This window comes from Burkholderia sp. BCC1638 (assembly GCF_902833195.1).
Taxonomy (GTDB): Bacteria; Pseudomonadota; Gammaproteobacteria; order Burkholderiales; family Burkholderiaceae; genus Burkholderia; species Burkholderia diffusa.
Window position 1 is genome coordinate 1 of sequence record NZ_CADFEC010000011.1, and the last position, 19608, is coordinate 19608.

General features: G+C 66.6%; 13 protein-coding genes and 1 pseudogene. 5 read left to right on the top strand and 9 right to left on the bottom strand.

Translation table 11 applies throughout. The features are described from left to right. From HWX22_RS15085 to HWX22_RS15115, 7 genes are all read right to left on the bottom strand, one after another. The coding region (locus HWX22_RS15085) for an ESPR-type extended signal peptide-containing protein (protein ID WP_279610435.1) at positions 1 to 3057 on the bottom strand (3057 nt) is incomplete at its 3' end. Positions 3058 to 4124: 1067 nt separating this feature from the next. Further along, a complete protein-coding gene (locus HWX22_RS15090; protein WP_175915923.1) occupies positions 4125 to 5027 on the bottom strand; it encodes a ferritin-like domain-containing protein in 903 nt (300 codons plus the stop codon). Positions 5028 to 5119: 92 nt separating this feature from the next. Further along, entirely contained in the window at positions 5120 to 5338 is a 219-nt protein-coding gene (locus HWX22_RS15095; RefSeq protein ID WP_059534037.1) for a hypothetical protein, read from the bottom strand. A 223-nt stretch (positions 5339 to 5561) separates the two neighbouring features. Continuing rightward, a complete protein-coding gene (locus tag HWX22_RS15100; RefSeq protein ID WP_175908729.1) occupies positions 5562 to 6212 on the bottom strand; it encodes an NAD(P)H-dependent oxidoreductase in 651 nt (216 codons plus the stop codon). Between the two features lie 310 nt (positions 6213 to 6522). Then, positions 6523 to 6828: an NIPSNAP family protein gene (locus HWX22_RS15105; RefSeq protein ID WP_059598866.1), complete on the bottom strand. Its 306-nt coding sequence runs from the start codon at positions 6826 to 6828 to the stop codon at positions 6523 to 6525. 332 nt (positions 6829 to 7160) lie between these two features. Beyond that, entirely contained in the window at positions 7161 to 8510 is a 1350-nt protein-coding gene (locus tag HWX22_RS15110) for a DUF3999 domain-containing protein (RefSeq protein ID WP_175915924.1), read from the bottom strand. Next, on the bottom strand, positions 8507 to 11926 hold the full coding sequence (locus tag HWX22_RS15115; RefSeq protein WP_175915925.1) for a DUF2339 domain-containing protein: 3420 nt from the start codon (positions 11924 to 11926) through the stop codon (positions 8507 to 8509). The genes HWX22_RS15110 and HWX22_RS15115 overlap by 4 nt, the downstream gene beginning before the upstream one ends. A 476-nt stretch (positions 11927 to 12402) precedes the next feature. On the opposite strand from HWX22_RS15115, the pseudogene HWX22_RS15120 reads away from it, so the two are divergent. The 4 genes and pseudogenes from HWX22_RS15120 to HWX22_RS15135 all read left to right on the top strand — a co-directional run. Next, positions 12403 to 13693, top strand: a pseudogene (locus HWX22_RS15120) (glycine betaine/L-proline ABC transporter ATP-binding protein); the annotation flags it as partial. Then, positions 13686 to 14582, top strand: coding sequence for a choline ABC transporter permease subunit (gene choW, locus HWX22_RS15125; RefSeq protein ID WP_059819594.1), 897 nt, complete (start codon positions 13686 to 13688; stop codon positions 14580 to 14582). The pseudogene HWX22_RS15120 and the gene choW, both read left to right, overlap by 8 nt. Positions 14583 to 14696: 114 nt before the next feature. Then, positions 14697 to 15698, top strand: a complete 1002-nt coding sequence (locus HWX22_RS15130; RefSeq protein ID WP_059534051.1) for a GlxA family transcriptional regulator — start codon at positions 14697 to 14699, stop codon at positions 15696 to 15698. 110 nt (positions 15699 to 15808) lie between these two features. After that, a complete protein-coding gene (locus HWX22_RS15135) occupies positions 15809 to 16756 on the top strand; it encodes a choline ABC transporter substrate-binding protein (protein WP_175908733.1) in 948 nt (315 codons plus the stop codon). Positions 16757 to 16892: 136 nt separating this feature from the next. Here the strand turns inward: HWX22_RS15135 and HWX22_RS15140 are convergent, their stop codons facing one another. Continuing rightward, entirely contained in the window at positions 16893 to 17318 is a 426-nt protein-coding gene (locus HWX22_RS15140) for a PACE efflux transporter (protein ID WP_175915926.1), read from the bottom strand. A 158-nt stretch (positions 17319 to 17476) separates the two neighbouring features. On the opposite strand from HWX22_RS15140, the gene HWX22_RS15145 reads away from it, so the two are divergent. Beyond that, the gene (locus HWX22_RS15145) at positions 17477 to 18400 is read left to right on the top strand and encodes a LysR substrate-binding domain-containing protein (RefSeq protein ID WP_175915927.1); all 924 of its coding nucleotides are present in this window, start codon (positions 17477 to 17479) and stop codon (positions 18398 to 18400) included. 49 nt (positions 18401 to 18449) lie between these two features. On the opposite strand, the gene HWX22_RS15150 is transcribed toward HWX22_RS15145, so the two are convergent. Then, the gene (locus HWX22_RS15150; protein ID WP_175915928.1) at positions 18450 to 19598 is read right to left on the bottom strand and encodes an exo-alpha-sialidase; all 1149 of its coding nucleotides are present in this window, start codon (positions 19596 to 19598) and stop codon (positions 18450 to 18452) included. Positions 19599 to 19608 lie beyond the last annotated feature (10 nt).

Here is a 19608-nt window from a genome sequence, read left to right on the forward strand (position 1 = left end):
GTTGATGCCGGTCGAGGTCGACGTCGAGAGCGAGCTGATCGAGCTAGTTGCAGACGACAGACCGGTCGACGTGGAAGTCGACAGCGAAGCGACCGAGCTATTGGTCGAGCTGAGGCCGGTCGACAGCGAGTTGATGCCGGTCGAGGTCGAAGTCGAGAGCGATGCAATCGAGCTATTCGCCGACGACAGACCCGTCGACGTGGAAGTCGACAGCGAAGCGACCGAGCTATTGGTCGAGCTGAGGCCGGTCGACAACGAAGTGATGCCGGTCGACAGCGACGAGATCGCGCTGCTGGACGACGACACCGTCGTCGACAGCGAATCCACGATGGAATTGGTCGCGAAGAGTTGGGAGCCGTTGATCGCGTCGGTGCTGGTCGGCGTGATTTGGCCTGCCGCGACATTGGTGATTTGACGCGTGGTGCCCGTGCTCGCATTGCCGACGCTTACCACGCTGCTCGGATTGCCGCCCGCGAACGTGGTGGTCACGCCGCCGACGGTACCCGTCGGCGTCGGGTTGGGCGCTTGGGTGACGGAGCCGCTGCCGAGTGCGACGTCGCCGGCGTTGTTGGCGATGGCATTCGGGCCGATTGCGACCGAGTCGGTGCCGAGCGCCTGGCTGTCGGCTGCCGTCGAGTTTGCGTGGAAGTACTTGATGCCCTGGCTGTTGATGCTGTTGATCGCCGAGCCGACGCTGTTGGCGGTCGACGTCGTGCCGTTCGCGTTGTACGTCGTGTACGACGGAGCGGAAACCGTGCCGGTTGCCGGGTTGTAGCTCGCGCCGCCGCCGAGGGCTGCGGCGGTGCTGTTGCCGAGATTGTCGGTCTTGGTCGTGACCGTGCTGAGGCCGGTGGACAACGAGTTGATACCGGTCGAGGCCGACGTGGACAGGGAGCTGATCGAGCTGGTTGCCGACGAGAGACCCGTCGACGTGGAGGTCGAGAGCGACGCCACAGAGCTGTTGGTCGAGCTCAGGCCCGTGGACAACGAGTTGATACCGGTCGAGGCCGACGTGGACAGCGAGCTGATCGAGCTGTTCGCCGACGAGAGGCCGGTCGACGTGGACGACGACAGCGAGGTCACCGAGCTATTGGTCGAGCTGAGTCCGGTCGACAGCGAGTTGATGCCGGTCGAGGTCGAGGTGGACAGCGAGCTGATCGAGCTGGTTGCCGACGACAGGCCGGTCGACGTGGAGGTCGACAGTGAAGTCACCGAGCTGTTGGTCGAGCTCAGGCCCGTGGACAGCGAGTTGATCCCCGTCGAGGTCGAGGTGGACAGCGACGAGATCGAGCTATTAGCCGACGAGAGGCCGGTCGACGTGGACGACGACAGCGAGGTCACCGAGCTGTTGGTCGAGCTGAGGCCGGTGGACAACGAGTTGATACCGGTCGAGGTCGACGTGGACAACGAGCTGATCGAGCTATTAGCCGACGACAGACCGGTCGACGTGGACGACGACAGCGAAGCCACCGAGCTGTTGGTCGAGCTGAGGCCCGTGGACAGCGAGTTGATGCCCGTCGAAGTCGAGGTGGACAGCGAGCTGATCGAGCTGTTCGCCGACGACAGACCCGTCGACGTCGAAGTCGAGAGCGACGCGACCGAGCTATTGGTCGCGCTGAGGCCCGTGGACAGCGAGTTGATGCCGGTCGATGTCGAGGTGGACAGCGAAGCCACCGAACTATTGGTCGAGCTGAGACCCGTGGACAGCGAGTTGATGCCCGTCGAGGTCGAAGTGGACAGCGACGAGATCGAGCTGTTTGCCGACGAGAGGCCGGTCGACGTGGAGGTCGACAGCGAAGCCACCGAGCTGTTGGTCGAGCTGAGGCCCGTGGACAACGAGTTGATGCCCGTCGAAGCCGACGTGGACAGCGAGCTGATCGAGCTGTTCGCCGACGACAGACCCGTCGACGTGGAGGTCGACAGCGAAGCCACCGAACTATTGGTCGAGCTCAGGCCGGTCGACAGCGAGCTGATCCCCGTCGAAGTCGACGTGGACAGGCTGGCAATGCTCGACGTCGTCGTACTGGCGACCGCATAAAGCTGGCTGCCGTTGATCGCGTCCGTGCTGGTCGCGCTGACCAGGCCTGCGGCGACGTTCTGAATGCGCCGCTCCGCCCCGGCCGCGCCGACGCTGACCACGCCGGCGGCGGAACTCGCGCCGGCGTAGGTGCCGAACGTCTGGCTGCCGATCGTCGTGCTGCTGACGGAACCCGTGCCGCCGGTCGCCGTGTTCGCGGTGCCGTTCGTGACGGCATTGGAACCGAGCGCGACCGAACCCGCCACGCTGGCGTTGGCGTTGGTGCCGAAAGCCTGGGCGTTGGTGGCGCTGGAGACGGCGCCATCACCGATCGCGGTACCGAAGGCGCCGTTGACTGTCGAGCCACGACCGACGGCGATACCCGACGTGGCAGCCGATCCGACGGACGATTGCCCGCCGATCGCGATGCTGTCCGAGGCGGCCGTTTGCGCGCCCTTGGTTGCGTTGCTGCCGATCGCGATCGAACCCGCACCGGATGCGATGGTCGAGTTTGCCTGCGACAGCGGCGTCGTGCCGTTGCCGCCCGCGCCGCCGATTGCGACCGAGTTCAGCGCGGTTGCGGTCGAGCCGAAGCCGAGCGCGGTGGAGCCGGTGCCGCTGGCGGTCGTTTCGAGACCTGTCGCCACACCCCACAGGGCTGCGGAGGATTGCATGCCGGTCGCGACGGCGCCGTTGCCAGTCGCTTGCGCAAACGAGCCGTATACCGTGACGCCGGTGAAAAGGTTGCCGTTGGAGTTACAGCCTGCGACGACCGAATAGGTGCCCGAACCGTCCCCTGCCTGATTTGCCGTGCCACCCGGGTTCACGCGGCCGACCGCGCCGTTGCTTCCCGTGAAACAGGTCTGCTGCGTGTTGATCGTGTTGGCCTCCGCGAGCGCGGGGAGGCCCAGTGCGAGCACGGCGGCGACGGCGACCACGACAGCGGATTTGTTCGGCTTGCCCCGTGCCGAATCATGTTCGGATGCAGCGACCCAGGCGCCGAGGGCTTCGTTCCAGATCGAGCGGTATGTGCGGTTCATGTCCTACTACCTCCAAATAAGCACGCCACACACCGGTCTCTTTCGTTAGATGAATTTGCCGTGCGTTCGCGCGAATCTCAAAATTGATGGGCGGAGTTTATTTGAGGCGCTATTTTGAGATTGACAAACAGTGAAAAATGGAGCGTTCCTAAAGTTAAAAGATGGTTAATACATCGCGTGTTGATGTATTCGAGTGTAAGAAAATTGAAAATAAGTGGAGCGTAGGGTGAAGGGTGTTGCTGGGTGCGATGGGTTCTAAAAAAATCTATAAAAATCAATCACATGAGTGTTTGCTGTGTGCCGTGCCGCACATTGGACGGCATGAAAGTAAGACAAATGAAAAAGCAAACGTTTGCGGCAAACGTTAGCCTTTCGCGATTGTAATGTTTGATGTGAGGCTAGCTCGGATCAATCGAACGACCTTGTTAATTTGTTAATTTGAAATTTAAAGCGGATTTTCAATTGCATTTGCCGGGTTTTCCTGAAAATCAAAAAACATGAAAAAAGGATTGTTCGGCTATGCTGGTTTGCGCATTTCGCCGGCCGTGCGCGCCCGTGGGGCGGGCCTTCCCCGGCGGTCCGTGTCACAAAGTTGTAAAAAAGTGCTACAGGCGCATTGACCCGACTATTGGGATTCCTGTTTGGAATCTGCTCTATTGACGAATTTCATGTGATGGGTTCGGAGGCGAATTGGACGACGAGCCGGATCGTCCACGACGACGGTCCGAGACGCCCACGTGCGGACGCCGGGAGCAGCGAGCAGGAAACGTCAGATTTGAGCCACGGTCACTCGACCCTGCTGGCCAGGATGGGCATTCGGCGGGAGGAAAAACGACGCGCAAGCGCGTCGGACGAGCGCTTTCGGGCAGATGAGTGCGCGTTGGCTGGCATGACGCCGCGCGCGAATCGAGAGACGCGAGCTGGAGGGTTGCTCGTTTTCGTCCGAAAGGGGGTGTCGCCGTGCGGATCACGGTCGTGGCCGCACGTCGAGGTTGTGCCGCCCGGTGTCCGGGCGACGCAGTACATCGTCCCGGACGAGGCGCCGCCTGCAACCTGCGGTCGCGGCCTTATTTCTTCAGGAATCGCAGCGCGAGGCGCGCCATGCGCGGCACGAACATCGGGCGCAGCAGCCGTTTGTCGTACCCGGCCATCCGGCGGTCGTTCTCGCTGAGGCACAGTTCGATCAGTTCGCGCGGGTTGAGCGCATCGCCGATGTCCGCGGTGCTCGTCGCCGGAAAGTTCGCGTCGTGCGCGGCGCCGTCCGCATCGATCCCGCGCGCGATACTGATGCGGTCCCGGATCAAGAACGCCCACACGGCCGCGACCCGTGCGAAGAACCATGGCCGGCGCCACCACGGCAAACTCCGCCAGTACCACGCATACCAGTTCACGAAGAACAGGATGTGTCGGCCTTCCTCCTGGATCACGGGTTCGAAGGTGTCGACGAGTTCGGGCGGGAAATAGCCGGAGCGCTGCGCCGAGCGGAACAGGCCGAACGCGAAGAAGCTGTCGATGCACTCGCTGAAGCCGGTCATCATCCACGACCACTCGGGGTCGTTCGGCGCCGGATAGGGCGGTTCGGGGGCGAGCGCGATGCCGTATGCCTGCACCAGCTTCGACAGCACGACCTTGTGCCGGGCCTCCTCGGCGCCGTCCATCTCGAGCGCCCGGCGCAACAGCGGATCGCCGACGGTCGCCGCGAAGGTGGCGACGCGGATCGACGCGCGGCCTTCGGTCTGCACGGCGATGTCCCAGATCGGCAGCGACGTGAGCCGCTTGAGTTCGTCGGGCTTGAGCGGCGGCCAGTCGATGACGGCCGGTTTGTACGGGTTGTGCGTATCGAGCAGCATGCGGCAGAACATCTGCCTGTGCGCATCGGAACCGATCCTGACCGGACCCTGAAGCTCGAAGGTCCAGTTGCGCATGGCGTGATCTGCCGCTGCGTGGTCTTCCTGCAGCGTGTCGGACATGGCTGTTGTTATGCGATTACGAGTCGAAAGATTTTTGCATAGCTTTCGTAATCGCGTATTTTCGAGCCGGCCCGCGCTGCCGTGCGCTGCGCTCAGGCCTGCGTGTCGATCCAGAGGCGTCCCCAGCGGGACGCGTACGCGAGCGCGTGCTCCTCTTCGAAGAAGAAATCGATCGCGTCGAACGACACGGCGCGCGGCGACGGACCGCCGCTTGCCTTCTCGATCGTCAGGTTCGCGGCGAACAGCCCGTTCGGCAGCCGGGCGGCGGCGGGGGCGACTTCGTAGCCCTTGTAGCGGATCGTGCGGTTCATGGCGTGCGCATGGAAGGTTCGGGCTTTCAGCGTACGAAAACCCGCGGCACGCGTGAACCAATCTTTCGGCCAATGCAAATCACGTGGCGGGCGGGATCGTTATCGGCGCGGGGAGACGGCATGAAGAAGGCGGCGACGGCGCGATGCGCACCGCGCCGTCGGACACGCGCGCCCGCGCGCGGCGAACGTCGTCGGCCGGGCGCGGGCGGCGGGGAGGCTGGGGTTACTGGTTGGCGATCTTCAGCACGGGCGCGAGCGCGTCGACCGATGCGGCATGCGTGGCCGCGCGATGCGACGCGAACGCGAGCGCGAATTCGGCTGCCTGCGAGCCGACGGTCTCGAGCTGTGCGACGACCTTCGGATCCGAGCAGCTGTCGGCGCTGTCGAAGCGCGTTTCGAGCGTGTTCACGGTGGCGCCGAACGGGGTCGGCCAGCCGCGCAGCGCGTGGACGATCGACCGCAGCGACGTCAGCACGGTGCCGGCGGCCTGCCAGCCGTAGGCCGTGACGATCAGGCCGACCGCGCGGCCGTCGAGGTACGGGCGCGCGTCGGCGCGCAGTTCCTCGAGCGTGTCGAGCGCGTTCTTCACGAGGCCGGACACGCCGCCGTGATAGCCAGGCGTGGCGATGATGATCGCGTCGGCTTCGCGCACGGTGTCGATCAGCTCTCGCTGCGCATCGGTCAGCGTCTTGTGTTCGGGGGCGTAGTGCGGCAGCGTATGCAGGAACGGGCCGTCGAACAGTCGCGTGCGTGCGCCGGCGGCCTGCGCGCCGCGCAGCGCGAACGACAGCGCGCGTTCGGTCGACGACGCGGCTCGGGTGGTCCCGCCGATGCCGACCACGAACGGGCGGCGGTGTTGATCGAATGCAGTCAAGGGGCGCTCCTTGGGGATGGCTTGCCCGGCTAAGCACAGGCTTAAAACCAGATGGTAACGACCCCGCCGCCACTCTGAAAACGACTTTTCGTTCTATCGATATGCCATGCACACGGGTCGCGCGTGCGCGCGGCGACGCAGATCGATAGCAGAAATGCTTGGTTGGGACGGTGTGCCGCGCTCGATAAGATGGGCCCGTCTCCTCCAAAATGTCTCTACTGACATGGGTTGGCCCCGCCGCGCGGATGCAGGCGGGGCTTTTTTTCGTCCGGCGCCGGAAAGCGGGGCGACGCGCGGGCGTGATGCGGCGTTACGCGAACACCGGCCGGAAAAAGCTGCGCTCGTAGCTGACGATGCAGCGCGTTTCCTCTGCATACCGGAACGCGGCCTGGCAAGCGGGATCGGTTTTCGAGCGTTCGCGGTAGCGCTCGTATTCGGCGAGGCTCGGGAACGAGAACATCGCGAGAGCGATGTTGCTGGCGCCTTCGGAAGGCAGGAAGTAGCCGTGGTGCGTGCCGCCGAATTGCTCGACGAGCGGAATCCACATCTTGCCGTAGGTTTCGAACTGCTCGAGTTTGTACGGATCGATGACGTAGCGAAGGAAGCAGGTAACCATGGGCGCTCGCGGTGCTGTGGAGGATCAGCGAGTCTGGAGCGCGTCACGGGGCGTGTCAACGAGGAGCCGGCCGCGCTCGCGCCGGCTTCGTGCATCGCGGACAAGGTTTCGCGCGTGCCGACCTGCGTCGACGCCGATGCGTGCGTCACGGACTGCTTGCGGGCGCAACGATCGGTGAATCCGGTCGCTGATGCGAAGGCGTCGAACCCATTGGCATGCACGCCGTCGCGCCATCGTCCCGCTTCGATCTCGTGTGATGTTCACGACATGTTTCTTGCGATGCCTCGCGGCGCGCGGCTGCGGCCTGATTCATCGTGCCGGCGTGGCCTGCCTCAATCGTCGCGTGTGTGCGTGTCGCTGCCGCGCGCGAGGCGCCATGCAATCGTGCCGAGCACGCCGACCGCAACGACCAACGCCACCCACAGCACGTAACGGCGTATCGCATCCTTGTCGGCGGCCGGCTCCGACGGGGCCGCCGAAACCGGCAGTGCCGCGCCGACGCGCGCGGGCCGCACTTCCGGCGCCATCCCGACGAGCAGTGCTTCGCGGCCCACGGCCGACGACGACAGCGACGCATTGCCGACGCCGAGCGTGAACGGCGGCGTGCCGCGCGCGACGAAGGTCAGGGCGGCCGGATGCCAGCCGACCGCGACGGCAGGCTGGCCACCGCCGAGACCGCCGTTGCGCATATCGACGACGATTCGCCATGCGCGATCCGGATTCGACGCGAACGTCAGCGGCGGGTTGCGCTGTTCGCCACCGTTGCCCTGCAGCCGGAACAGCACCACGTCGGCAACGTCGCGCCACGGCGTCTGCGCGCCGGGGCGACTCTGTAGCGTTGCGCGCGCAACCGTATTCGGTTGTGGAAGGTCGATGCGCACGCGGTCGACCGGATAGGCGCCGTCGGTGTCGAACAGATACTCGCCGGGCGCGCTGCCGGCGCGCACGTGCACGGCTTCGCGCCATTGGCGTGGCACGGCCGCGCTGTCCGCCGTGCGTGCATCGTGCGGTTGCGTTTCGATCTCGATCGACCCGATCGAGGGTGCGCCGTCGAGCCAGTCGAGCCGCAGGTAGCGCGGCCCCGTGCCTTCGAGCGCGATGCGTTCCTGCATCAACATGTCGCCGTCGCGCCCCACCTTCAGCAGTTGCGTGCTGCCAAGCGAGCGCCAACTGCGCAGATCGTCGCTCGCCGCGACCGCGACACGCCCCTCGTAGCTGTCGTCGCTCACGTGCACGAGCAGTGCGTCGACCTCGCCGTCCGCATGCGACAGGTCGACGAGATCGGCCGCATGCTGCGCGCGCGCCGGCGCGGTGACGGCCGCGCGCAGCGAGCCGTCCGGCGCAACCGACACGCCGAGCGGCGCAGGCCCGTCGTCGGCGCGCGCCGGCGGCAACGGGAACCAGTGCACCGGCGTGCGTGACGGCGGCACGGCCGCCGCCGCGGGCGCATCGAGCGAGTAAGGCACGGGCTCGCCGGTGCCGTTGAAGATGCGCACGTCGCCGAGATCGTCGCGCCGGCTGGCCGCATAGACGGCCTGCGGCACGGTGAGCTGGTAATACGCGGCGCTGCCGTCGAGATCGAGCGAGAAGCGCTGGGCGACGCGTTCGGCGCCGGGCGTGCCGTCGGCCGCCGCGAACGACGTCAGCAGGCTCAGGCCGAGCAGGGCTGCGAGTCGTTTCATGGTTGGCGATCGTCCCGTTGGGCCGCGGCCTTCGGCGGCAGCGGCGAGAAATAGCCGATCAACAGCAGCAGGATGCCGATGCCGATGAACGACACGATGCGTTCGATGCCGGTGACGTGCGACAAGTCGAACAGGAACAGCTTGATCACCGTGAGCGCGAGCAGCGCGGCACCGACGAACCACAGCGGACGCAACCCGCGGCGCGTGGCCCAGATCATCGTCGCGAGCGCGCAGAGCGTCCAGTACACGGAAACCGACGCCTGCACGAGCGTCGATTCCGCCATCGCATCGAATGCGTACGGCACGCCGGTCCAGTGATGCAGCGTGCGCAGCAGGATCGCGTTCAGCCACAGGAAGGCCGTCGCGCCGGCCGCGCCGAGCAGCTCGACGCGGTAGTTGCCGAACGACCAGCCGAGCTTGCGCGCGCGCACGAACCACGACGCCGCGAGCGCATAGACCACCACGAGCACGAGGTCGAGCGGATTGAGCAGCGGGACACGCGCCCAGCTGCCGCCGTCCTGCGTGAAGTTCGCGTAGAAGGTCCAGACCCACATCACGACGATCAGCGGCAAGGACGCGAGCGCGCACACGCGTGCGATGCTGTCGCGGCGCGTCAGCCACATGCCGGCGAACGCGAACAGGCTCCAGCCGACCATGAACACCTGCTGGATGCCGAACGACGACAGCACGGCGTCGATGTCGTAGGCAAGGTGGAAACGGTGATGCAGCGTGCGCAGCAGCAGCGCGTTGAACCACAGGAACACGGTCGCGAGCGCCGCCAGGTCGGCCGCGAGTGGATGCCAGCCGACACCGAGCGTCTTCAGGCGGCGCAGCCAGGTGGCGAACGCGACGAAGATCAGCAGTTGCGCGACGTCGAGCGGATTGAGCAGCGGCAGCCAGAACAGCGGCGACGCATCGCCGTCGCTCGTCACGCTGGCGATGCTCCACAGCCACAGCAGCGCGGCGAGCGGCGCGGCGCCCCACACCTGATACGCGCGCGGGAACGCGGCGACGGGCCAGCGCAGGCGGGAGCCGGGGCCCGAAACCAGCAGAAGCAGCGCGCCGAAGCCGTAGGCCCACGCGCTCCAGCTCCACGCGCCTTCGGGCACGAACGCGCGCAGGCGCCAGAAGCCTTCGAGCGAGAACAGCCCGCACAACGTCCAGAACATCAGCGTGTGCAGCGGCGCGATCACCGGCGTGAGGGTGACCGCCACGGCCGACGTCCTCGACGTGCCCGTCGCGCCCGCGGCCGGACCAGCCGCCGCTGTGCCGCGCGACTGACGCAGCAGCAGCGCATAGCACGCGATGATGGCGATCGGCCACGCGAACGCGCCCATGCCCGACAGCGGCGCCTCATGCGCATCGAACGCGCGCAATGCGAGCAGCGCGAGCACCGGCGTCAGCGCGAGTGCGGGCCATTCGGCGATCGGCCAGGCGAGCTTGCGGCGCGCGACGTGTGCAAGCCATGCGGTGCCGGCTGCGAACAGCGCGGTCGCGTCGACGACGAAGCGGTCCGCATGCAGATCGACGTGGCGGCTCGCATAGACGAGGATCTCGTGCAGCCCGCTGCTCAGCCACCACAGCAGCCCCCAGGCCGCGGCCGCCGCGCCGACGTCCGGCATCCATGCGTGCCACGCGCGCGCTTCGTCGCGCCCGTGCAGCCACCAGCCCGTGAACAGCCCTGCGAGCGCGATCAGCAGCATTGCGATGTACGGGCTGTTGAGCACCGGAAGCGCGTTCGTGTCGGTCGGCCCGAGCAGGCTCGTGAAGAATGCGGCGGCCGCGGCGATCTGCATCAGCAGGCCGAAGCCGAACGGCGCAAGGCGCTTCTCGCGCACGCCGACCCACACGATCGCCGCGCCTTCGATCGCCCACGCGGCACTCGTCGTCGGGCCCGAAAATGCGAGCGGCACCGCGAGCGTCGCGAAGATCACCGCCAGCGCGAGCATCGCCTCGAACAGCAGCGCGAGACGATCGCGGCGCCGCGCGAGCCATGCGGCGACCGCGACGTAGAACGCCGACAGCGCGACCGCGCTCCACGCGAGCCCGAACGGCATGCCCTTCACGAGCGATGCCTGCAGCGCCGTCGCGACGATCGGGGTGCCGAACACGAGCGTGCCGTCCACGTAGTGGCGCAGCGCCAGTTCGCGTTTCACCGCGTACAGCAGCGCGATGCCGACGTACATCAGGAAGAACAGGATCAGGAACGGCTCGGTGGTCGCAAACAGCGCGGGGCGGTATGCCGTCACGCCCCACGCGGAGCCGATCGTGAACGTGAACACGAAGCCGAGCAGGTTCAGCGGACGCCACGCCTTGAACCATGCGATCGCGAAGATGCCCGCATTCAGCAATGCGTAGTAGCTGAACAGCGCGACATGGCTGCCGTGGCCGGTCGACAGCAGCACCGGCGCGAGAAAGCCGCCCGCGCTGCCCATGAATGCAAGCGGCAGCGCGTTCTGCTTCACCGCGAGGAACGCGCTCAGCGCGCACACCGCGACCATCAGCGGGAACGCGGCGCCGACCGGCAGCAGCGCGTAGAGCTTGGTCGCGGCGAAGATCGTCAGGTACAGGATGCCGATGCCGCCGCCCTGCAGCACGAGGCCGTATGCCGCGCGGCGCGCACGCACGCGCCAGCCGATCGCGAGCAGCGCGGCCGCGGCGAGTGCCGTGCCGGCGAGGCGGAATTCGATCGGCAGCAGGTTGTTGTCGGCCGCGTACTTGAGCAGGAACGCGACGCCGAAGAACAGCACGATGATGCCCACGCGCACGACCGTATTACCGCCGAGCAACCAGTCGCGTGCGGCGCGGAACGCGCGTTCGGCGATGCTAGGTTCGCGGGGTTTGGGCGGGGCGGGCGGGGTGGATGGTGAAGTCGTCGCGGGCGGATTCGTCGGCGCGCCGGCAGCGGCGGTCGCTTCGCTCGTCCGCGTGGCGACTGCCGGTGCGGGGGGCGGGATGGACGTCGACGGCGGCGCGTCGGCGCGCGCGACGGCCGGCTGCACGGACGGCTGCACGGACGGCCGCGGCGGCATTGCGGCGGGTGCAGGCGTGACCGAGGCGGGCGTCGCCGATGGCATTTGCGCGGCGCTGCCGGCCGTGGCGGCACCGGCCTTCGCGCCCGCGAGCTGACCACGCAATACGTCAAGCTCGCGCGTGAGCGCGTCGACCGTCGCTTCGAGACGCGCGACGCGATCGGCGAGCAGCGCGGGAGGGGGCTGCGGTGTCGCGGGATTGGCGTAAATCGCGAACGCGTCGGGTATCGCGTCGCCGCTCTTGCGCTTGCGTTGCTGCAGCGCGTGACCGATGCAGAACCCGACCGCCGCGCCGAGCAGCGTGCCGTTGGCGGCGGAGAAATCCCCGAACAATGCGGCGATACCGCCCACGATGAAACCGATTGCGGCAAAAGCCCAATTCATCGCCTTGCTCCCTCTCTCATTTCGTTATCGTCCTTCGATCGGCGCACGGCCCGATCGAGGCTGTTTCAGTATGGCCGGCAGGCGAACCGGCATGCGCACGCCGTCGGCGCGTCGCCACGCCCAAGGCGCGCGGCGACGTCGCGATCAGCGTGATTGCCGGCAATGTATCACAATGGCCATGGGGGATTTTCTGGGTTGCGGGCGGGCGGCGAAACGTGCCTGTCGCACGTTCGCGATGCAGGCTTTCGTACGACCATTCCTTTCTCAAGAAGGGGACAAGCGACGCCGTCCGATCGGACGTGGAATTGTCGCAAAGCGACGCGCGGCTTCCGCGGGTTGGCGCAAAACGGCACCGTTCGCGCGTCGCGCTGCTGCGCACAAGCCGCGCCCGGGATGCCCGCCATTATTGGCTGAGCGCGTATTGCGTTGCCGCAATCGAGTGCCGCCGGGCGCTGTGCCCCGCGTGGCGGGGCCGCCGGGTGTGTCGTATTTGCGCAAGCGTTTGTCGTAATTCGTCGGCAGGTCGGGGTTTTTTCTGGCAACTATGTAGGCACGCTAGACACGCGTGAGTCCCCGCTACACGAGGAGAAGGTTTCGATGGATGCCCCCAAGGTCGTGGTCGAAGGTCTGTGCAAGGTATTTGGAAGCAACCCGCAGCAGGCGCTCGACATGCTCGCTGCCGGCGCGACGAAAGACGATGTGCTCAAGCGTACCGGTCAGGTCGTCGGTGTGCACAACGTATCGTTCGACGTGCAGGAAGGCGAAATATTCGTGCTGATGGGCCTGTCCGGCTCCGGCAAATCCACGCTGATCCGCCTCGTGAACCGGCTGGTCGATCCGAGCGCCGGCAAGGTGCTGATCGACGGGCTCGACGTCGCGTCGGCACGCCGCTCCGCGCTGACCGCGCTGCGCCGCAAGGACATGAGCATGGTGTTTCAGTCGTTCGCGCTGATGCCGCATCGCAGCGTGGTATCGAATGCCGCGTTCGGCCTCGAGGTCGCAGGCGTCGGCAAGAAGGAACGCGAACGCCGTGCGATGGAGGTGCTCGAGCAGGTCGGCCTCGCACCGTTCTCGCACAAGCTGCCGTCCGAGCTGTCGGGCGGCATGCAGCAGCGCGTCGGCCTGGCCCGCGCGCTGGCCGTGAACCCGTCGCTGATGATCATGGACGAGGCGTTCTCCGCACTCGACCCGCTCAAGCGCCGCGAAATGCAGGACGTGCTGCTGCAACTGCAGAAGGAACAGCGCCGCACGATCATGTTCGTGTCGCACGATCTGGAAGAGGCGCTGCGCATCGGCAACCGCATCGCGATCATGGAAGGCGGCCGCCTCGTGCAGGTCGGCACGCCGCAGGACATCATCGCGAATCCGGCCGACGACTACGTGCGCGCGTTCTTCGACGGCATCGACACGAGCCGCTATCTGACGGCGGGCGACCTGATGCAGACGGGCGCCGTGCCGACCATGTCGAAGTGCGATGCCGCGAACGTCGCGGCGACGCTGAACGGCAGTGCCGAATACGCGTTCGTGCTCGACGCCGCCCGCAAGATCCGCGGCTTCGTCACGCGCGACGCGATCGGTCAGGACACGCCGTCCGTGCGGCCGATCGAAAGCATCCGGCGCGATGCGTCGCTCGAACATGTCGTCGCACGCGTCGTCGCGAGCCCGAATGCGCTGCCCGTCGTCGACGACGACGGCTGCTACTGCGGCTCGGTCGACCGCGCACTTATCCTGAAGGCCATCACGCGTTCGCGAGGCTCCCATGTCTGAAATGATTCCGCTCGGTAGCTGGGTCGACCAGTCCGTTCACTACCTGCTCGACCATGACGCGGCGACGTTCGATACGATCGGCCGCGCGATCGAGGGCCTCGCCGCATTCGTCGAGCACAGCCTGCAGGCGATCCCGATGTGGCTGATGATGGCGATCTTCATCGGTGTCGGTCTGTGGCGCGTGGGCTGGCGCTTCGCACTGTTCACCACTGCGTCGCTTCTGCTGATCTTCGCGACGGGCTTCTGGGACCAGACGGTCATCACGCTCGGCCTCACGCTGTCGTCGACGATCGTCAGCCTCGTGCTCGGCATTCCGCTCGGCATCTGGGCGGCGAAGAGCAAGTGGGTCGCCGCGATCGTGCGTCCGATCCTGGACCTGATGCAGACGATGCCGGCGTTCGTGTACCTGATTCCGGCCGCGATGCTGTTCGGTCTCGGCCGCGTGCCGGGGATCCTGTCGACGGTGATCTTCGCGATGCCGCCGGCCGTGCGCCTGACGAGCCTCGGCATCCGTCACGTGAACCGCGAGATCGTCGAAGCCGGCCAGGCATTCGGTTGCACGCCGTGGCAGCTGCTGTACAAGGTCCAGTTCCCGAACGCGCTGCCGTCGATCATGCAGGGCGTGAACCAGACGATCATGATGGCGCTGTCGATGGTGATCATCGCGTCGATGGTCGGCGCGGGCGGCCTCGGCAACGACGTGCTCGCAAGTATCCAGCGCCTCGACATCGGCCTCGGCTTCGAAAGCGGTCTGTCGGTCGTGCTGCTCGCGATCATTCTCGACCGCATCACCGAGAGCTTCGGCCGCGCGCCGGGCACCGTGAAAGCACCGCTGTTCTCGGGCCTGAAACAACTGTTCCGCGCGAAGGCAACGCCCGCGCAAGCGTAAGCAACCGGCGGCCGGTTCGCCTTCCGGCCGCCTCCCCCGATTCGATACCGGCTTCCGTGGCGTTTGCCACGGGGCTGGCTGCGTGCAACCTGCTCAATTCGCCAGGAGCCCGATGTGACGTCCGCCGCCGCTGCCGCCGTGCCCGCCGCTTGCGTTTCACCGGTTTCGTCCCTTGCCCATTTCGGCTTCCTGACGCTGCCGAACTTCTCGATGATCGCGTTCTCGAGCGCGGTCGAAGTGCTTCGGATGGCGAACTATGTCGGGCGATCCGATCACTACAAGTGGTCGATCTATTCGCTCGACGGTGCGCCCGTGCATGCCAGCAACGGCATCGCGGTGCGTCCGACCCAGGCGCTCGACTACACGAACCTGCCGGACGTGATGATCGTGTGCGGCGGGATCCACATCCGCAACGTGGTCGACGACGGCGCGCGCGACACGCTCGCGGCGCTCGCCGAACGCGGGCTGCCGCTGGGTGGCATCTGCACCGGTGCGTATGCGCTGATGTCGGGCGGTCTGCTCGACGGCTATCGCTGCACCGTGCACTGGGAGAACCTGTCCGCGCTGCATGCGGAGTTTCCGCAGGTCGGGTTCGCCGACGAGCTGTTCGTCGTCGATCGCGACCGGCTCACGTGCACCGGCGGCACCGCGCCGCTCGACCTGATGCTGAACCTCGTCGGCATGCGTTTCGGCCAGCAGCTCGCCGCGCAGGTGTCCGAGCAGTTCATCCTGGAGCGCATCCGCAGCTCGACCGACACGCAGCCGATTCCCGTCGATGCGCGCGTCGGTTTCTCGCGCGCGGAGCTGATCGAGGTCGTGCGGCTGATGGAGGCGAACATCGAGGAGCCGCTGTCGCTCGAGGAACTCGCGCGGCTCGTGCGACTTTCGCAGCGGCACCTGCAGCGGATGTTCAAGGTTTATCTGAACGTGTCGCCCACTCACTATTACCTGACGCTGCGTCTGAAACGCGCGCGCGACCTGCTGCGCACGACCGACGCATCGATCGCGCGCGTGACGACGACGTGCGGATTCCATTCGCCGTGCCATTTCAGCAAGGCGTATCGCGCGCAGTTCGGTCACGCGCCGAGCTACGAGCGACGGTTGCCGGGGCGCTGACACGACCCGAGCGAGCCATTCGGTCCGCGACGCCGCCGGGATCTCGGCGCGCGGTTTCAACACTCGATCCCGCACCCATGAAAAACGACGTCACTTTGAGGAGAAGACAGATGAAGCGCCTATTGATCGCAGCGGCATGCGGGATCGGGATTGCATCACCGATGTCGGCGGTTTACGCGGCCGACCCGCCCGTGTGCAAGAACGTGCGCTTCGCGGACGTCGGCTGGTCCGACATCGCGGCCACCACGGGCCTCGCATCGACGATGCTGCAGGGTCTCGGCTACACGCCGACCAAGACGATCGCGTCGGTGCCGATCACGTTCGCGGGCATCAAGAGCAAGCAGATCGACGTGTTCCTCGGCTACTGGTCGCCGACGATGGATCCGATCATCCAGCCGTTCACGAAGGCCGGCACGATCAAGGTGCTCGCCACGCCCAACCTGACCGGCGCGAAATACACGCTCGCGGTGCCCGACTACGTGTACCAGGGCGGCCTGAAGTCGTTCGCCGACATCCAGAAGTTCGCGGACAAGCTCAACGGCAAGATCTACGGGATCGAACCGGGCAACGACGGCAACCTGCTGATCAAGAAGATGATCGACGGCAATCAGTTCGGCCTCGGCAAGTTCAAGATGGTCGAGTCGAGCGAGGCCGGGATGCTGGTCGAGGTGAATCGCGCGATCCGCGACAAGCAGTGGATCGTGTTCCTCGGCTGGGAACCGCATCCGATGAACGTGCAGATGAAGATCGACTACCTGAGCGGCGGCGACGACGTGTTCGGCCCGAACTACGGCGAAGCGAAGGTGCTGACCGCGACGCCGCCCGACTACGCGCAGCGCTGCCCGAACGTCGCGAAGTTCGTGTCGAACCTTCAGTTCACGACGACGATCGAGAACCACGTGATGGTGCCGATCATGAACAAGGAAGACCCGAACAAGGCCGCGGCCGAGTACCTGAAGGCGAACCCGCAGGCGCTCGACAAGTGGCTCGCGGGCGTGACGACGATCGACGGCAAGCCGGGCCTGCCGGCGGTGAAGGCGTATCTCGGCGTGCATTGAGCGACCGGACGAATGGCGCGCCGTCCGAAGGTGGCGCGCCGGCGTGAAGAAACGCGGCCCTCCCGCATCGTGCGGGCGGGCCGCGTCGTTTTCGGGCCGCGAGTGGATTGGCGAATCGCCGCGCAGTGAACCAGCGTCACGATTCCTTCGTCGCCGCCGGTACGTCGAACACGCGATCGAACGCCCACTGGAACACGAACGCGTAGCAGAAGAAGAACGCGAACAGCCCGATGTCGACGACGAACGCGTCGAACCACGAGATGTCGAGCCACCACGACACCACCGGCACGAGGATGAAGATCAGCCCGCCCTCGAATGCGGTCGCGTGCAGGATCCGCCGCGCGAGCGTGCGCCTGGGCCGACGGCGCGACGCTTCCCAGCGCTCGAACAGCGCGTTGAAGATCATGTTCCACAGCAGCGCGATCGCGGACATCGTCGCCGACAACGCGCCCGAATAGATGAGGCTTTGCTTGAAGATCGCCGCGATCGCGGGCGAGATGCAGGAGATCGCGATCGCTTCGTAGAGCACCGCCTGCGTGATCCTGCGCGATAGGCCTTGCACGTTGTTTCTCCGGTTCGACGGTGACTCGACGGTCGCTTGCGCGGCACGGCGCCGCGATGTCTCGCAAGGCTACGTGCGTTGCGCGAGCGCTTCAATTCACCTAATCTCACCCGGATTGAATCGAATTCAACCCGGCCGGACCCGGCCCGCGAGGCCCCGTGTTCTCGAAAATTCCCCTGACCGCATTGCGTGTATTCGAGTCGTCGGCACGGCTCGGCTCGTTCAAGGCCGCGGCGGACGAGTTGTCCGTGACGCCGGCGGCCGTATCGCATCAGATCAAGTCGCTCGAAAGCCGGATCGGCGTGCTGCTGTTCGAACGCGGCGCGAGCGGCGTGCGGCTCACGGAGGAGGGCGAACGGCTGTTTCGCGCGAGCCACGACGCGTTGCTCGCGCTGAGTCGCGGGCTCGACGCGGTGCGGCCCGAAGCGGCCAACGAGCGCACGCTCGTGCTGACCACCACGCCCGCATTCGCCGCGATGTGGCTGATTCCGCGTCTCGGCCGGTTTCGGCAGGTCGATCCGCAATTGAACATCAAGGTCGAAACCGTCAACACGCTCGCCGATCTCGACCGCGACGCGCGAATCGATCTCGCGATTCGCGCGACGTCGCGCACGTTCCCGACGCTGCACGAGATCGCATTGATCGACGAGTATTTCGGCGCGTATGCGGCCACCGGGTTCGATGCGCATCGTTCGGACGAGCGCCTCGATTTGATCGAGACGGTGTGGGATACGCCGTTGCCGATGTCGATCGATTGGGCGTCGTGGTGTCGTGCGGCGGGCCGGGAAGCGTGGCTCGAGCGCGCGGTGTTCCGGCATTACGACGACGAGCACTACGCGTTGCAGGCCGTGTTGCACGGCCAGGGCGTCGGGCTGCTCAGCTCCGTGCTGGTCGCCGAGCACGTCGAGCGCGGCGCGCTGATGCCGATCGAGCCGTCGGTGCGGCTCGCCGGCGCGCGCTTCGTCGCGCTGTGCCGGCCCGGGCGGGAACGCGAGCCGCAGGTCAGGCGGTTTCTCGACTGGCTCGAAGCGGAAATCGCGCGCACGCGTGGGGCGGTGGCGCGGATCACGCCGCATGTGTGACGCAACGGTCCGGCGCTTCCATTGCGCTGCGACGCGTGCGAATCGTTCGTTACCCGAAACGCACGCAATACACCGGTGGCAAATGCGCGGAGACCTGCCGCCAGTTGTCACCGCCGTCGCCGGACGTCCATAACCCGCCCGTCGTCGACGCCATCGCGAGATGCGTGCCGGAGTCGTCCACCGCGAGCCCGTGCCGATACACGAGGTCGTAGGCCGGCGCGGGCGGCAGCCCGTTCGACAGCGTCTCGAAGCTGCGGCCGCCGTCGCGCGTGCGCGTGACGACGAACCGGCCGTTCACCGGAATCCGGCACGCATCCTTCACGGCCGGCACGAACCACGCGGTGTCGGGATCTGCAGGATGCACGGCGACCGCGAAGCCGAAGCTCGACGGCTGCGCCTCGATCCGCTGCCAGTGCGCGGCGCCGTCGGTCGAGCGGAAGATTGCGCAGTGATGCTGGGTCCACAGCACATCGGGAGCGGCTGCACACTGGACGACGCGGTGCGGATCCTGCACGTTGGGTTCGCCGCGCCGCTCGGGCGGCATGTAGTCGGCTTCCATGCCGTCGGCGCTGACGCGCCAGGTCGCGCCGCCGTCGAAGGTCTGCCAGACGCCGCCGCACGAAATCCCGATCGTCACGTGCCGGCTGTCGCGCGGATCGATCATCACCGAATGGATGCCGGCGGCATCGTAGCCGCCGCCGAACCACTCGGCGCGCTCCGGGCGATCCCATAGCGTGCGGTTGAGCACCCACGAATCGCCGCCGTCGTCGGAGCGGAACAGTCCGCCCGGTATCGTGCCGGCCCACAGCACGCCCGGCTCGTCGGCGCCGCCGGCTTCGAGCGACCAGATCTGCTGAAGCGTCCAGGGTGGGCGCGGCGGGGCAGGTGCTTCGTCCTCCGAATCGCCGGCGCCTGCGTGGGTGTCGGCGTCGGCGCGAGGCGTGTCGGCGGGCTGCGGCGGATAGACGGGCACCGCACATTCTTCCCATGCGGCGGCGTCCGCGCGTCGGCGATGCAGCTTGACGCCGAAGTGGCCGAGATTGAGCGCCGCATACAGCGTGCCGTCGCGCGGGTCGGCCAGCGCCATGCTGACGGGTTCGCCGATGAAGTGCGGCTCGCCGAGCGACCAGCCGCCGTTGCCGTCGGCGTGCAGCACGAACAGGCCCTTGCGGGTCGCGACGAGCAGTCGATCGTTCATGTCGGGTGTC